The sequence below is a fragment of the Pseudomonas sp. Irchel 3H3 genome (assembly GCF_900187635.1).
Lineage (GTDB): Bacteria > Pseudomonadota > Gammaproteobacteria > Pseudomonadales > Pseudomonadaceae > Aquipseudomonas.
This window is the reverse complement of sequence record NZ_FYEC01000001.1, coordinates 435,849-451,298: the sequence shown is the minus strand read 5'-3', so window position 1 is coordinate 451,298 and position 15,450 is coordinate 435,849. Positions and strand designations below refer to the sequence as shown.

The following is a 15,450-nucleotide window of genomic DNA, read 5'->3' as shown; positions in this document are numbered from 1 at the left end:
CGGGGGAGCACATGCTCCCCTTTTTTTTGCCTGCTCTACGGCCGACTGCAGGGGTCGGAAAGCCTGGAGGATGGGCTCGCTGGCGCCGAGCAAGAAAGCCTAGCCGCGCTTGGCGTAAGCCTTGCCGTAATGCTTTTCCATGCGCGCCTGAATCAGCTCCAGGCCGATCGACATCAGCCAGTAGATGATCGCCGCGGTGGTGAGCATTTCGATGTAGCGGTAGCTGGAGCGGCCGTAGGACTGTGCCAGGAACATCACTTCCCAGACCCCCATCACCGAAATCAGCGACGAGTCCTTGAGCATCGAGATGAACTGGTTGGTGGTGGGCGGGATGATGGTGCGCATGGCTTGTGGCAGGGTCACGCGCCAGAAGATCACGCTCTCGCGCATGCCCAGGGCGAGCGAGGCTTCACGTTGGCCGTAGGGGACGCCCAGGATGCCGGCGCGGAAGATCTCGCTCAGGTACGCGCCGTAGTTCAGCGACAGGGCAATGATGCCGGCGGCGATGGCGCCCGGGACGATGCCCAGTTGCGGCAGGCCGAGGTAGATCAGCAGGATCTGGATCAGCAGCGGTGTGCCGCGAAAGAACGATGCGTAAAAGCTGGCGATGCCGAAGGCCACGGCGCTGTTCGACAGACGCCCGAGCGCGGTGACGAAGCCCAGCAACGATGAAGCAACAATCGAGCACAGGCACAGGAACAGGGTCAGCGCGGCCCCTTGCAGGAAACCATTGGGGGCCAGGTGCAGGCCTACCAGGTTCGGTAGCTTGTCGAGGATGATCGAGAACTTCAGGTCGAAGCTCAGGAAGAAGCTGGCGAACAACCCGAACATCGCCGCCCAGGTCAGGTACAGGCGGGTGCGAAAACCGCAGAGGCGCTTGAGCAACGACTCAGCCACCGGTTGCGGTGGCTGGGGAGGAGGGAAGGAAGTCATTGGCTGATGTCGGCGCCGATCCATTTCTGCGACAGCTGGCTCAAGGTGCCGTCCTGTTTCAGTTGGGCGAACACCTCACGCACCTTGGCGTCCCACTGGGCATCGCCTTTCTCGATGGCCACCGAGTTGGGCTCTGAATACAGCGGCTCGCCGGCGAGCTTGAAGCGTTGGTCCTGGGTCAGGCGCGGCTGGGCGGTGACCAGGTTGGTGAGGATTGCATCCAGGCGCACACCGGCCCCCAGGCCGAGGTCCTGGAAGGCCACGTTGTCGGTGTCGTAGGGGGCGATCTGCACGTTCTCGAACGGGTACTGCAACTGGGTGTCTTCGGCGCCTTCGATCACCAGGTTCTTGTTCAGGTAGCTTTCGTAGCTGGAGGCGCTGGTGAGGCCGACCTTCTTGTCGCTCAGATCCTTGGCCCCGTGAATGCGCTCATCCTTGGCGTTGACCACGATCACCGCTGGCGAGGCGTAGTACTGCACCGGGAAGTCGAACACTTCGGCGCGAGCCTTGCTCGGGGTCATGGAGCAGATGCAGATGTCGTATCGACCGCTCCAGCGCCCGGCGGCGATCACGTCCCAGGACGGAGTTTCCAGGCGCAGCTTGACCCCCAGTTTGTCGGCAACGGCCTTGGCCACATCCACGTCGAAACCATCGAGCTGGTTCTGTTCGTTGAGGAACGAGAAGGGCGGGTAGCTCTCCATCAGCACCCCTACCAACTCCTTCTTCTGCTCGACCCGGTCCAGGGTTGCGCCGCCAAACGCTTGGGTGGAGGCAGCCAGAATCGTTAGGCCCAGGGCCAGCAGTGGTTGAAATTTCACGGTCGATCCCTGAACAAAAAAGAGGTTGTGATTAACTGAATGGTGCGTATTAAATAGTTATAAGGCTGACTCTGATAGTGAGTTATTTTCATAAGCATATGAGTGAAAAGCATATGGGCGTAGCAAGGACAGTGATTCTGGATGGCGGCATGGGCCGTGAGCTGCAACGCCGAGGAGCGCCATTCAGGCAGCCCGAGTGGTCGGCGCTGGCGTTGAGCGAAGCGCCGCAGGCGGTCGAGGCGGTGCATGCGGCTTATATCGAAAGCGGTGCCAATGTGATCACCAGCAACAGCTACGCAGTGGTGCCGTTTCATATCGGCGAAGCGCGTTTTGCGGTTGAAGGTGAGGCGCTTGCCGCCTTGGCCGGTGAGTTGGCGCGCCGGGCAGTGGACGCTTCGGGTAAACCAGTGCGTGTCGCGGGCTCCTTGCCGCCGCTGTTTGGCTCCTATCGTCCGGACCTGTTCGATGCTGCGCGAGCCAGCGAATTGCTCACGCCTTTGGTCAAGGGCCTGGCGCCCCATGTCGACCTGTGGCTGGCTGAAACCCAGAGCTCGATCGCCGAAGCGCGGGCGATTCACGCCGGGTTGCCCAAGGATGGCAAACCGTTCTGGCTGTCCTTTACCCTCAAGGACGAAGACACCGATGACGTGCCGCGCCTGCGCTCCGGCGAGCCCGTCGCCGAGGCTGCTGCGGTGGCGGCCGAGTTGGGGGTCCAGACCCTGCTGTTCAACTGCAGCCAACCGGAAGTGATCGGGGCGGCAATCGATGCCGCACGGCAAACCTTCGCCCGGTTGGCTGTGGACATTGATATCGGGGCATACGCCAACGCTTTCCCGCCGCAACCCAAAGAGGCCACGGCCAACGATGGTCTGGACCCGCTGCGCGATGACCTGGATCCGCCGGGCTATCTGCACTGGGCGGCCGACTGGCAGCAGCGTGGCGCCAGTCACCTGGGCGGCTGCTGCGGCATCGGCCCGGAGCACATCGCGGTGCTGGCGCAGAAACTGGTTTAAGCAGTTAGGGCCAAAGATCGCAGCCTGCGATCTTTGGCCCTCAAAGCACTTAGGCGCGGCACTCCACCAGGGTCTTCACCTGCCCCGAGTCCGTCTGGTTGTCATTTGCCAACCACTTCTGGAACCCTGCGCCAATCGTCGGCCATTCCGAGTCCAGGATCGAATACCACGCGGTGTCACGGTTTTGGCCCTTGACCACCATGTGCTGGCGAAACACCCCTTCAAAGCTGAAGCCCAGGCGCTCGGCGGCGTACTTGGAGCGGGCGTTGGCGTTGTTGCACTTCCACTCCAGGCGACGGTAGCCCAGGGCAAATGCCTCCTTGGCCAGCAGGTACACGGCCTCGGTGCTTTTCGGTGAGCGCTGCATCGGTGCGCCAAAGGTGACGTGGCCGATTTCGATGCGGCCCTGAGCCGGGACGATCGACATCAGGCTGAGCATTCCCTGTACGTCGCCGCTGGCGCGATCGATGACGGTGAAAAAATACGGGTCGCTGTGGGCGGCGTGGTTGTTCAGCCAGGCATCGAAGACGCTGCGCTCCGGGAACGGGCCGTAAGGCAGGTAGTCCCAGAGTTTCGGGTCGGCGCCGGGGCCTTGCAGGGCCTTGAACAGACCCTCGGCATGGCGCGCCGGGTCAAGTTTCTCCAGGCAGATGAAGCGCCCTTCGAGCCGTTGCGCAGAGGGCGGCGGGGCGCCTTGCCAGTCTGCAAGTGAAGTCGACATGTTGTTCTCCTTGAACCTTAAAGGGCTTTGCGAAACTGGATGAGACCGGGGCGTTCGGCGATGCGCTCGTAGAGTTGGATCGCGGTGGCATTGGTTTCGTGGGTCAGCCAGTGCACCTTGCAGCAGCCCTCGGCCTTGGCGGTACTGTAGACGAATTCGATCAGTTGACGGCCGACTCCAGTGCCGCGGGTTTGCGCTGCCACAAACAGGTCTTGCAGGTAGCAGGAGCTTTCGATGCTCCAGTTCGAGCGGTGGTAGATGAAATTCACCATGCCTATCGCCTTGCCGTCAGCCCAGGCCAGCGCTGCATGGGTCGGCTCGCTCGGGTCGAGCATGCGCTGCCAGGTGCTGTGGCTGACGGTGTCCGGCAGCTCGGTGTTGTAGAAGCCCAGGTAGGCCTGCCACAACGGCAGCCAGGCGGCGTGGTCGTCGGCGCTGACGCGGCGAATCTCGATCTGACTCATGTTCATTCCTTTGGCATCAAGTGGGCGAGTGCCTGGTCATGCGGGTCGGGGCTGGCAGCCAGCCCTTCACGTACGCCGGCGATATCTGTGGTGCTGCGGTTCTGGCTGAGCTTGCGCTTGCCTTCCAGGCGCTGGATGGGCAGGGCGAAGCCGACGATGGCCTTGAGCATACCGTCGATGTAATCGGTGGGCGCGTCGGCGAGTTTCCACGGCTGGGCACGGGCGCTTTCATGGCGCTCGGTCAGGGCGCCCACCAGGTGGCGCAGGCGCTCGGTATCGGTGAACACCTCGGCCGTTCCGTAGGCGTGCACGGCGATGTAGTTCCAGGTCGGCACGACCTTGCCGTGCTCGGCTTTGCTGGGATAAAACCCGGGGCTCACGTAAGCGTCGGCGCCAGCAAAGATCACCAACGCTTCGGCGCCGCCCTGGAGCTCCTGCCACTGCCGATTGGCCCGGGCAAAGTGGCCGTAGAGGGTGCCATGGGGACCTTCGTCGACCTGCAGCAGCAACGGTAAATGGCTGGCTTGCAGGCCCTGCTCGCCATGGGTGACCAGCAGTGCGAGGCGGCTGCCGAGCATTTGTTGCTGCAGTTCGGGCAAATCTTCGACGGCAAAGGCACTGGGTGTGTACATGGAAAAATTCCTTGGCGAATGCCAGCATCCTAGGCAGGCTATTGGTCTGTTGTAAGAGCCATTAACGGCTAATTTCATAGGTCCATTACCCATGACAAGCGTGCCACCTTCCTTGTCGTTCAACCCCGCAGGCATCGAGTTGGATCGACGCCAGGGCTTGAGCCGCCAGCTCTACCAGGCCTTGCGCATGCGCGTACTCGACGGTCGCCTGGCCAGCGGGACACGTTTGCCGGCGAGTCGCGACCTGGCGGCAGCGTTGGCGATTTCGCGCAACAGCGTGGTGCGCGCCTACGACCAGTTGTACGCCGAAGGTTTCATCGAGGGTCGGGTCGGCGATGGCACTTACGTCGCACAATTGCCGCAAAACGGGTTGCCGGCAAAAAAACTATCCACAAATCCATCCACAGGGTTATCAACAGGCTTACCCACAGGTTTATCCACAAAACAGGCAGAAATACCTGGAATTTTATCCAGTAAAGTTATCCACAATGCTGCCTTGGAACGGATGCAAAAGCATCATTTGCCCTCGCCACCGAGTGGCCCGCCGAGGGCTTTTCGGGTCGGCGTGCCAGCGTTCGATCTGTTCCCGTTCGAGGTATGGGCCAAGCTGAATGCGGCTTTCTGGCGCAAGCCGGACTTGCAGCAACTGTGTTACGGCGCCCCCGAGGGTGACGCGCGCTTGCGCGGCTTGATCGCCGCCTATCTGCGCAGTTCGCGAGGCATGCAGTGCAGCGCTGAGCAAATTGTGATCACCAGTGGCGCACAACAGGGGATTAGCCTTTGTGCACAGTTGCTGGTGGAGCCGGGCGATGGGGTAGCGGTCGAGAATCCGGGTTACCGCGCCGCGGGTCATGCGTTCGCGGTGGCAGGTGCGCGTTTGCATGGGGTGGCGGTGGATAGCGAGGGCATCGACTGCGCCGAGCTGGACAGGGTTACCGATTGCCGTCTGGCCTACGTCACCCCATCACACCAGTACCCCACCGGTGTGGTGATGAGTCTCGCGCGGCGTCTGGAACTGCTGGCCTGGGCTGAGCGTACGCAAGGCTGGATTGTCGAGGATGATTACGATGGCGAGTACCGGTATAGCGGAGCACCGCTGGCGCCGTTGGCAGCACTCGATCGCGGTGGCCGGGTGTTGTACGTCGGGACTTTCGGCAAAGTGGCATTCCCGGCACTGCGCCTGGGATACCTGGTATTGCCATTGGGGCTGGTTGAAGCCTTTTCCCGGCGGCGTGCCGTGGACGTTCGCCATTCTGAGGTCAGTACCCAGGCAGTGATGGCCGAGTTCATGGCGGCCGGGCATTTCCAGCGGCATATCCGGCGCATGCGCCGTGCGGCGCTGAGCCGGCGCAATACTCTGCTTAGCGGTTGGCCGGCGGATATCCCGGGCGTGGGCGAGTTACCTGCGATTGCCGCCGGACTGCACATGACCGTGCCTGTCGAGAGCGTGGCGCGTGAGCGTGAACTGATCGAGTTGGCGAGCAGTGTCGACGTCGAGATCAACGGCTTGAGCAGTTATTGGCTACCGACCTGCGCAACCCCGATAGATCAACGTGCGGGGTTGGTGCTGGGGTTTGCGGCAGTACCGGAGACCTCGATCAAGGCGGCGCTGGAACGATTGCGGCCGGTTTGGCGTGTTCGCTGAAGCGGGCGGATTACCCGCCCGCCCGCGGTCGTGCATCAGGGTTGGTCTTGCAGACTGAAGAACAGCGACGGATCACTGATGCGCCGCAGTACGTAGTCGATCGGCGCCAGGGTCGTGAGTACTTTGCGACGTTCGGCAGTGAACTGCTTCAACTTCTCGTCGGCGATCTTCAGGTGCGCCGCGGTGTACTGCGCCAAAGGAGCGTCAGGCGAGTTGTAGTGAAAATGCACAAGCCATAACGGCTGGTCGTTGTCAGTAATGTCGAGCACCTGGTACTCCTGAAAGTAGTCCTGGCGTTTTTTGGTCCTGATTCGGCCTTGTTGGTTGCGCACGACCCTTACCTGGTTGTTGTCCAGCAGCCACTGCAAATAGGCCTGCCGGGGCGGGCGCTCCTTGAGCAGGCTGGCGCGGATACTGATGCCTTGTGTGCGTAAACGAGCGGCGTACTCATTGAGATCTGAGCTCAGGTTAGCCACAGGAAGTCGGGTTCTTCCTGCCTTGTTGATGCGCGCCAGGGCAAGGTCGACATTGATCGCGGCTTGTTCCAGTCGCTGGGCCTGGATATCGAACAGATCCTGCATGTCTGCGGGAATACGGTTAGGTCTGAAGGCATCCTTGCGGGTTCGATCAATAAAACCCTGTACTTCTTCAGTCAAGGTCAGGGCATTGGCAATGATGTCGATATCGTCCAGTTCTGACATCGGTGCAGGACTTTTGCTGGTGGGAACCATTTCCTCGAGCAGTGGCTCGCCGGATGGCGAGGGTCTGGCGGGCACGGGATCCCGTGGTCGGCTCTTGGTGACTTTGCCAGCAGGCCGGGACGGGCCCGCAACTGCGGGTGCCGGTGCGGCCGGCACGGCGCTCGTCCCGCTCACGGGCAGCAGCGCATTGAGTTGTTCCTGCGCCAGTTGCCTGAACTCGCCGATCAATGTGCTGACCCGTTCAAGCCCAGTCGGCTCGACCTTGTCGGGGTATTCTTCGGGGAAGTCTTTAAGACGCTGATCGGCATCGACGTAAATATCGATCAGCCTGCTCAGGGTGTCGATGCGCTGCGCGCTGGTCGCACCGCTATCCGGCGTTCTGATCAAGGCCGTATGCCGGTGGGTGGCGGTTGCGGCCTCGATAATCACCAGGCCCACCGCTTCACGAGCCGGTTCAGCGTTCTGGGTGGCAGTGTTGCGCATGCACAACTCATGCGACATGCCGACTTCGTTGGACTTTAAATCCCACGCGGTGAACACCGGCATCAGTTTTCGCAGGCTTTGTGCAGTGGTCATGCCGGCGCTGCTTACCGCGGCGATTTTCTCCAGCGCCACTTGGGAAATGTGCAGACGGGCGATTATTTCCTGACTCAATGCCAACGCTTGCCTGACACTCTCAACGTGTAGCTGCAATGAGGCGTCTGAGTCGATGGCAGTGTCCTGAGCCAACATGTGGGTGAGTGTTGCATAGGCGTTGCGCTTGAGTACGAGCCATAGGGCGAGGTTCTTTTGCAGCTCGATGGTCATGTGCTGTAAATCTTGGAAATAGCCTTCACTTCCGCCGTTGATGCGCCATTGCTCGAGGTTTTTCAGGGCCTGTTCGTAGTCACCAATCAGTTTTTCCAAGTGAGTGAGGTAGCGCGCTGTCGCCTGTTCGTGCGCTTGCCCGATGGCGCCCATCATCTCTGCCTGGGCCTTTATCAAAATGGCATTGTTCGACGCTTCCAGGCGTTTGAAATTCTCCAGCTCGACACCCAGTTGTTTTTTCTGTTGTTCCTTGGCCTTGCGTTGTGCCTTGAGCTGGCTGCGCAGGCTGGTACCACCGGCACCTGCGCGCAAACGCAAACGAGTGTCGACGAACCACTGGCCTTGTTGGGTATGGCTCAACAGAGGTCCGGTTTTCGAGGGTGTTTGTGGATCAACGATTTGTATCTGCTCGTCGTCATTTTCGATAACGCGGTACCAGCGCTCGCCGACCTTTGCATAGGTCTTTGCATCCAGGCGATACAGGCGCGCGGTATCGCGCAGAAGGGTTTCCACGGTTGGGGCGGTGAGATCGGGAGGCGGTACGCTCAAGGCGCTCAGAAAAACCACCAGGGCCGAGGGCGAGCGATGGGGCACTGAGCCGCTGGCTTCAAGTGAGGAGTAATGGCTGGACGCTAGCTCACCGGTCATGGGAGTGGGAACCAAGGTCACAGTGGGGGCCGCCGGTTTGACCGTCGGCGTGATGTTGGTCTCGGGTAACCTGTCGTGGTCAACCTGCGGTGCCGATGCCGTTCGGGGGTCGGTCTTGCGACGTGTGGCGGCGTGATGTGCCAGGATCATGCCCAGGTTCAGCAGCATATCGGCAACCGCGCTCCATTGCGCATAGGCATCACCACGCTGATGGGCGTCCAGCACCTGCTCGATTTCACTGATGCTTTGCCAGATCCAGACCGCAGCCCCCGCCGGGCCGCTGAGAAAATTCGCGGCAACATTGAACAACGCCCAGCCGCTGTCACGCAGCAAGGCCCATCGTCGTTGTGCATTGGATAACGACTGGCGGTCGGAGAGTTCGGCCATGGCCAGGGCATGGGTCTTGAACAGGACCTTGAAGATGTCGCCGCTCAATTGCACTGACCCGAGTTCGACCGGCCCGGTCCAGTCCACGGTTGTCCAGGGCTCGGAGAGCAACTGCGCCGCCAGCCATGGACTGGGCAGGCCGACGGGGAATGTGTACTGGGCGTATTTGAAAGCGATATCCGAGTCTGGCAGCCACGCCAGCACCGAATCCCTCAACTCTCCCGGTTGATGCAGGGCATACAGCAGGTTCTGCGCTGAAGGGAACTGCAGCAATGGCTGTTCGAATAATGGCCGGTAGAGCAGGCAAGGCCCGGCTGCCGGCTCGCGCGGGGCGATGATGAACATGTTGGCGACGGTGTCGCCTGTGGTTTGCCCTGACTGGATGAACGTCAGTGGGCGAGTGACCACCGGCTGCGAGTGACCGAGGGTTGGCTTGAGCCATTCGCGCACGTAAAGGCAACCCAATTGATCAATGCCACCGATACCACGGATCTTGCTCTCCAGCGCTATCAGCGGCAGCAGGGCACGCATCTGGTCGATGTAAAAATGCTGCTGCAAGGGCGCCTGCAGCGGATCGTCGATCAGCTTGTCCTTGATCAGTTGGGGGTATGCCCCACCGACGTCGACCTTGCTCGCCATTTTCGTCAGGTAGGCAACGCTCAGCCAGTCAGGGAGCGGCTGTGTCGGCTTGAACCGCAGGGTGGCCTGATACGGTGCGCTGTTTTGCAAGGCGTACTCGCCGAGTGTTTCGGTGTGCACGTCGAGCGGATTGGGCAGTGTCAGTCCGCCGGATTCGAAACTGTTGGTGACAGTGATCTCGAGGCTGTCCAGCGGCAACCCGGCGGCGGGTTTCTTATCGGCAATGATTGCGTCGCGCAGGCGGTTCTGGGCGTAGGTCGTGAGGGGCAGAATCCGCACCAGTTTTTTGTCAGTCTGTTTGTACAGTTTTCCCAGCGCATTGACGGATTGGCTGTACTGATCCAGATCGGCAGCCGAAGCACCAAACAGCCAATCGGGTATTGAGTTATCGAGGCCAATGAGTGCCGTTTTTTCCTGGGCGCTGGCGTGTTCCGCCAGAGCGTTTGAATCGAATTTCTGCTGCGTTTCGGCCGTGAGGCTTTCGTGGCTGATTGCGGCAATGGCATCGAGCTGGGTGGTGATCAGCGCCCAAGCCATATGATCGAAAAAATTACCCTCGGGCTCGAACAGCTGCCACTTCAGGTTGCGCCCGGTCGGTTGCGCCTCCACGCGTTCCGGTAACGAAGCCCCCAACTGTTCCAGGGAGTCGAACGTTTCATAACCATTTTCAACGGTGTACATCATCAGCAGGTCACGTTGTTTATAACGGCCAGTGATCACGCAGGCACCGGCCAGTATCAAATGTCGGATATTGCCTTGGGCGTCGACCGAGTCAATATCGATCAGGCATACCCGGATAGTCGAAAGCGCGGAGTCGTGGGCTTGGCGCTGCTTTTTGTCCGGATGGAGCGATATGGCCCGGGCCACCAGGCACTGCTCGTCATCCCAATCCTTGAGGTGTTGCACCTCGAGGGTCTTGCGCAAGGCATCGGACAGTTGCAGCCAGTGCGGCGCCCGTTGCCCGGCTTCGTTCCAATACGCAAGCTGGTGTTCGCCGAAGGCCACGAAGAGCAAGGGGGCGTAGTCGTTGAGCAACCTGGCAATGGCTTCGATGCCGAGGTCCAGATGCACCACGGGCGAGGTTGGCGGATTTAATGTCAGGAAGTGCTCGCCTTCGAGATAGTTGGCAGTGGCCGAGCTGAAAAATTGCCGGACCAGTGCCTGGGTCAGTGATTCGAACCGGGTAGGCATGGCCACGAGCGTACCGTCGACGGACTGCCATTGAGGCGTGCCGATCAGCGTTTGGTCGGGGTCGATATTCCGTTCCGGATACAGCTCTTCCAGCGCCCGGCGCAGCAGTCGGGCGGCAACCTCATCGACAGTGGGACCCCGGCTGGTCTGATGAACGACCTGGCTTTTTTCCAGCAGGGCGTGGGTATCGGTGTTCTCAGTATGTTCAGTCATCGTCATTTTCCTTTTTGACGTCCGCGGCTTACGAAAAGAACAGCGAGTGCGCCAGTTGCGGGCTGATTTCGCTGCGATAGATGGCGATCATCTGGGCGCTGGTGGCCGCGTGTACGTCCAATGCTGCGGTCAGGAATCGCTGATCGCGCAGTTTCAGGTGGGCGGCGGTAAACGCTTTGAGCGGCGCGTCCTGGCTGGAGTAGTGGAAGTGTGCGTACCACAGCGTTTGCCCACCGCGGCGCTGGCGAATTTCATACTCCTGCAAGTAATCCCGGCGCGGGCCTTTGAGCCGGCGTCGATCACCAACCGAAACTATGTCGATTTCATTCTTGGCGAGTAGCCATTCGACACGGGCGGCTGTGGGCGGTTGTTGTTTGATCATCTCGACCCGTATCCGGTAGCCCTCGGCGTTCAGTCGATCGCGTGCCTGGTTGAGTTGCTCGATCTCTGGCACAGGCGCGTTGCTGGTATTGGCGCTGATCCGGGCCTGCTCCAGACTCCTGGCAGCTTCGTCGAGCAGGTCGGCTTTGTGCTGGAACAGTTCTTCGATTTCCACCGGGATACGTCCTGGTTTTTTCGCGCTCGCTTCGGTTTGTCGAATGAAGCTTTCCACGCCATCAAGCAGCGTCCGGCCTTGAGTGATCTGCGCCTGGAGATCGGCTAGTGGTACGGCCGGGCGAGGACGCCTGGGTTGTAACCGCTCAACCCAGACCCCGGGGGTTTTTTCGTGAAAGGTGGCAATCACGTCGCCGGTCATGGGCGCTTTTACGTCCAGCAATATCGGTTGTCCCGGCGCCGAGGGGCGGACCTCGCCAACGACCGTGCCCCGAAAGCGGGTCTTGATTACCCGTTTGCGCGACACTGGCGCCGGCCTTGAAGGGCCGGGCTGGGGCTCCAGCGGGAGTTGCTCGCGGAGCAACTGCGCCAGGTAACCCTCGGCGGCCTGCTGGAACCCGCTGATGCGCATCCGTAGATGTTTGAACGGTTGCTCCAGCACCGCGTCCTTGTGGTTGAGGGCGAAGTCTTCGAATGCCTGGTCGACGGCGGCAAACTGCTCCAGCGTCCCGTTGAGGCCCTCGATACGGTCGCCCGCAACCCAGGCAGCTCCTTCCAGCATCAATTCCTGCGAGGTCTGGATCACCAGATTGGTGGTGTCGAGCAGGCGTTCGAATGAGTTTTGAACTTCGATCAGCGCAGCGCTGGTTGCCTCTTTCAGGCAGACCTCGCGGGCCAGCGAGACCTGAAGCGCCTTGAGGTCATTAAGGCTGAACGCGGGCAGTCTTGCCTGATAGGTGCTGGTGACCTCGGCAGCGCTTCGACCCAGTCGACTCAACTCCTGGAAACGCGATTGAGCAAACTCGATTTTGCCGATCACCTCCTCGGTCAGGTCGATCATTCTCCGGTAGGTTGCGCGGTCGGCAGCCCCCCCTGTGGCTTCTTCGGCCTCAAGCAACACCAGGGTTTGCGTCAGGGTCTGAGCGAAGGTGGGATTGCGCTCATCAAGCCATGTCTGGTTAAAAAACAGCTGGGTACCGAGCATCTCGACCATGGCAGTTCGGTAATTGGGGGCCGAGTCGAGCAGGTTCAGCGATTTCAGCTGTTCGATAGGGGTGGCGTACTCCAGGGTGCGGCGCTCGAGCTTCTCGAGAAACTGCGTTTGGGCTGCAAGCAGGGCGTCACCACTGAGCGATTTCATCGCTTTGCGCGCATCCGTCAGCTCGGCACGTGCCAGTTCGCGTTCGTTATCAAATTCACCGAGTTGTTTTTTGAGCTCGCTGACGCGCGCTCGGTTTTGCTGTTTCAGTGCCTTGCGCCGACTCGACAAACCGCCGCCACGCAGGCGCAAGCGGGTGTCGATGAACCACTCGCCACGCGCATTGCGGATCAACGCAGGACCGCTGCGCACCGGGTTCTGTCGACTGTCGATAAGCGATACCTCACCCACGTCGTCCACGGCCACCTCGAACCAGCGCTCACTCACGGATACGTAGTACGTGTTCTCGTGATGGTAGAGGCCGCGCAGAACAGCGTTTTCACCGGTGGTCAGGGTGATTTTCTCGGGGCGGGTGATTGCGAAGCGATCCAGGGTGCTGGCCAGATTCAGGGTGGCGTCGGTCGTAACCGATGTGCGGTGTTGTGCAGGATGTTCGCCGATCACATCAGGCTGTTGAACAATGGTCTTAGGGGTGACTGCGGGTTTTTCCGGGCTCTCGGTTACTTCGGTTATCGGCACCTTTTCCTCGACTCTGCGGGCCGTCGGTTTGCGTGTGCTGGCGTGGTGGGCGAGGACCATGGCCAAGGTCAGCAACAGGTCGGTCATGGCGGTTTTTTGTTGTGCGCGGTCGCCTGTATCAGCGGCGTCCAGGGTTTGTTCGACGTCATCCAGCACCTGCCAGATCCAGGCGGCCGTCCCGACAGTGCGGCCAAGAAAGGGCAGTGCCGCGTTAAGGATCAACCAGGCTGCATGTTTGAAGGTGCCCCAGCGATTTTGCGCATTGGATACCGATTGTCGCTGCGCCAGCTCGACCAGCGCGTTGACGTTGGCCTTGTACAGCGTGGCCAGGGAATCGCTGGCGAGGACCTCAGAACCCAGGGCAAGCGTGCCGCCCATCTGCAAGGGGGTCAGAGGATCGGCCAGGAGTTGTGAAAGGGTCCAGACCGAAGGCCGGTCACCGGTGAATACGTAGTTGCTGTAATTGGCGCGCGCCGCGTCCGGCAGCCAGGCGAGCACCGATTGGCGTAATGTCGGGGAACGCTTGATGGCATAAATCAGGTTGGCTGGCGTCGGGTGTTGGCTCAGGGGCCGATCGAGCATGGGGCGGTAAAGCAGGCATGGCCCCTTATCCATCTGCCGAGGGCCGATCACGAACATGTTGGTCACTTTGTCGGTCGAGTTACCAATGCGCCAACCGGGTTTGAAAGCCAGTGGGCGAATGACGATCTCCTGACCATCGACCCAGCGATTGGCGTCTAGTACCTGGACCACGGCGGCGACGTAGCGGTAACCCAGTTCGTCGATACCAGCCTGCGCGCGAATCTTTTGCTGCAAGGCCAGCAGTGGCAGTTCGACGCGAAGGTGACTGGTGAACAGGTTCTGTCGCCGCAAGCTGTCCAGCGGATCGTCAAGCAACTTGCTTTTGATCAGTGCCGGGTAGGTCTTGCCGATGTCGACGCTGACGATCAGTGCCTCCAGGTAACTCACCGTCATCCAGGTGGGTAGTGCTGTGGCGCTGGTGCTACGCACGGATTTGTTGCCCAGCGGCAGGGCAATCAGGTTTTGCAGCGCCAGGTCGACCAGGCTCAGGGTGGTGCGCTCAGGCTCCACCAGGGGCGTAAAGCTGCCCCAGACCACCACGCTGTCGACCACGATTTCGATATCAGCCAGGTTCAGTCGCTCGGCATCGGCATGCTCTTTGAGCATGGCCTCGCGCAACTGATCCAGGGCGTACTGACGAATCGGCTTGATCCCATCCTCAAAGGACTGCCCGAGGTTTTGTTCCTGAATGGTTGCCAGGTCCATCAGGTGACGGCTGTAAGCGGTGAGATCGCTGGAGGAAGCGTTGGCCATCCAGTCCGGCAGTGCTTGCTCGACTCGGTTGAATCGCGAAGGTGCCTGTTTGTCCGTCGGATCGAGTTCGTTTTGCGTACGGCTGATGTGGGGCGCCAGGTCAGGGTTGTGGGTTGCGGTATCGTTCGCCAACTCGCCAATCGAGTCGGCTTGCAGGGCAATCAGGTTGCACGCCAGATGGTCGAAGTAATTGCCCTCGGGCTCAATCAGTCGCCACTGCAAGGTATTGTCCGCTGTCGACTCATCGGCGTATGCCTGCAAGGACTCGCCTAGCGCCTGCAAGGAATCATAGGTCTTGAAACCACTGGTGATGGAGTGACTGAGGATTAACGTGCGCGTGCCCACCGTCCCAATGAGTACAGCCATGTCGAGGATATTGAGGTGGTTCGAGAGACCCTTGTCCAGGTAATCCAGGTCGACCAGACATGCACGCGACCGATAGCGGTCGTGAAGCGTGCGAGCGCTTTTTTGCGGGTAGGTGAACAGGTTGCGGGCCATCGCACAGAGGTCATTGCTCCAGTTCGGGTTGGTATCGATGTTCCAGAGCTCGCGCAGGGATTTGGATAATTCTTGCCAACGCGGGGCCGAGGCGCGGGTGAACTGGTTCCAGTAATCGACCTGCTGTTCTTGAAACGCGACAAACAGCAACGGCACCAGCTCGTTTAGCAACTGCCCGATGGCGTCAATACTGACGGGCAACTGAGCCGGCGTCCGCTCCTGGGGTTGCAAGGTGAGGTAGTGCTCGCCATCGAGGTAGACCACCGGCGAACCGGCGACGCCATGGCGTACCAGGGCATCGGTCAGCGATTCGAAATGTCGCGGCCCAGGAACGACGGCTTGGTTGTGCAAGGTCCAGGTCGGCGTTACCACCATCGCCAGCCGTGGGTCGATAGACAGTAGCGGGTACAGGGTTTTCAAGGCGGGTTGCAGGGCATGGGTGGCGACTTCCCTGATCGAGGGGCCGGCCACCAATTGGGTGAGCAGGGCATCTTGATCGGGTGGTAGGCCTGGTACAGCAGAGGGGCTGGAAGACTCAGTCATGGTCACGTCCTTGCGGGGGGCAGAAGGCA

General features: G+C 60.5%; 9 protein-coding genes. 2 read left to right on the top strand and 7 right to left on the bottom strand.

Features of this window, described 5'->3' with window-relative positions:
• Window positions 1-99 precede the first annotated feature (99 nt).
• Both CKW24_RS02110 and CKW24_RS02105 read right to left on the bottom strand, forming a co-directional pair.
• Complete coding sequence (locus tag CKW24_RS02110) at window positions 100-933, bottom strand: amino acid ABC transporter permease (protein ID WP_095164978.1); 834 nt, start codon at window positions 931-933, stop codon at window positions 100-102.
• Window positions 930-1,751 carry an ABC transporter substrate-binding protein gene (locus CKW24_RS02105; RefSeq protein WP_095164976.1) on the bottom strand — a complete coding sequence of 274 codons (822 nt, stop codon included), beginning with the start codon at window positions 1,749-1,751 and terminating at the stop codon, window positions 930-932. Before CKW24_RS02105 ends, CKW24_RS02110 begins: the two co-directional genes overlap by 4 nt.
• 113 nt (window positions 1,752-1,864) lie before the next feature.
• Between CKW24_RS02105 and CKW24_RS02100 the strand changes: the two genes are divergently transcribed.
• Entirely contained in the window at window positions 1,865-2,764 is a 900-nt protein-coding gene (locus CKW24_RS02100) for a homocysteine S-methyltransferase family protein (protein ID WP_095164974.1), read from the top strand.
• A gap of 49 nt (window positions 2,765-2,813) precedes the next feature.
• Here the strand turns inward: CKW24_RS02100 and CKW24_RS02095 are convergent, their stop codons facing one another.
• Genes CKW24_RS02095 through CKW24_RS02085 form a run of 3 tightly spaced genes read right to left on the bottom strand, consistent with a single transcriptional unit; the run spans window position 2,814 to window position 4,581 of the window.
• Window positions 2,814-3,485 (bottom strand): GNAT family N-acetyltransferase, encoded by a 672-nt coding sequence (locus tag CKW24_RS02095; RefSeq protein ID WP_095164972.1) that lies wholly within the window; start codon window positions 3,483-3,485, stop codon window positions 2,814-2,816.
• Window positions 3,486-3,502: 17 nt separating this feature from the next.
• Window positions 3,503-3,949, bottom strand: coding sequence for a GNAT family N-acetyltransferase (locus CKW24_RS02090; protein ID WP_095164970.1), 447 nt, complete (start codon window positions 3,947-3,949; stop codon window positions 3,503-3,505).
• A gap of 2 nt (window positions 3,950-3,951) precedes the next feature.
• Entirely contained in the window at window positions 3,952-4,581 is a 630-nt protein-coding gene (locus CKW24_RS02085; RefSeq protein WP_095164968.1) for an FMN-binding negative transcriptional regulator, read from the bottom strand.
• 91 nt (window positions 4,582-4,672) lie between these two features.
• Between CKW24_RS02085 and CKW24_RS02080 the strand changes: the two genes are divergently transcribed.
• Window positions 4,673-6,226, top strand: coding sequence for a PLP-dependent aminotransferase family protein (locus CKW24_RS02080; RefSeq protein ID WP_095164966.1), 1,554 nt, complete (start codon window positions 4,673-4,675; stop codon window positions 6,224-6,226).
• A gap of 35 nt (window positions 6,227-6,261) precedes the next feature.
• Here the strand turns inward: CKW24_RS02080 and CKW24_RS02075 are convergent, their stop codons facing one another.
• Together CKW24_RS02075 and CKW24_RS02070 are read right to left on the bottom strand one after the other, a co-directional pair.
• Window positions 6,262-10,812, bottom strand: a complete 4,551-nt coding sequence (locus tag CKW24_RS02075; RefSeq protein WP_095164964.1) for a dermonecrotic toxin domain-containing protein — start codon at window positions 10,810-10,812, stop codon at window positions 6,262-6,264.
• Between the two features lie 28 nt (window positions 10,813-10,840).
• A complete protein-coding gene (locus CKW24_RS02070) occupies window positions 10,841-15,421 on the bottom strand; it encodes a DUF6543 domain-containing protein (protein WP_095164962.1) in 4,581 nt (1,526 codons plus the stop codon).
• Window positions 15,422-15,450: the final 29 nt, after the last annotated feature.